Here is a 279-nt window from a genome sequence, read left to right on the forward strand (position 1 = left end):
GCCACYAAGGGTTCTGACCACCTGAGGCAAGTYTTTGGCAAGCAGATGGGYTTGAGYGATCAGGACATTGTTGCCCTCTCTGGTGGCCACACCTTGGGAAGGTGCCACAAAGAGCGGTCTGGTTTYGAGGGGGCCTGGACTACRAACCCTTTGGTCTTTGACAACTCTTACTTCAAGGAACTTCTGAGTGGYGAYAAGGAGGGCCTTCTTCAGCTCCCAAGTGACAAAGCCCTGCTGAGYGACCCTGTCTTCCGCCCTCTTGTSGAGAAATATGCTGCR

The 279-nt window shown here is 54.1% G+C and carries 1 protein-coding gene; it reads left to right on the plus strand.

Annotated features, from left to right (window positions below; genetic code table 11):
* Positions 1 to 21: 21 nt before the first annotated feature.
* A partial coding sequence (locus tag FWJ25_RS20780) for a peroxidase family protein (protein WP_497755925.1) occupies positions 22 to 279 on the plus strand: 258 nt, incomplete at its 3' end.

The organism is Marinobacter salinexigens, assembly GCF_008370345.1.
Lineage (GTDB): Bacteria > Pseudomonadota > Gammaproteobacteria > Pseudomonadales > Oleiphilaceae > Marinobacter > Marinobacter salinexigens.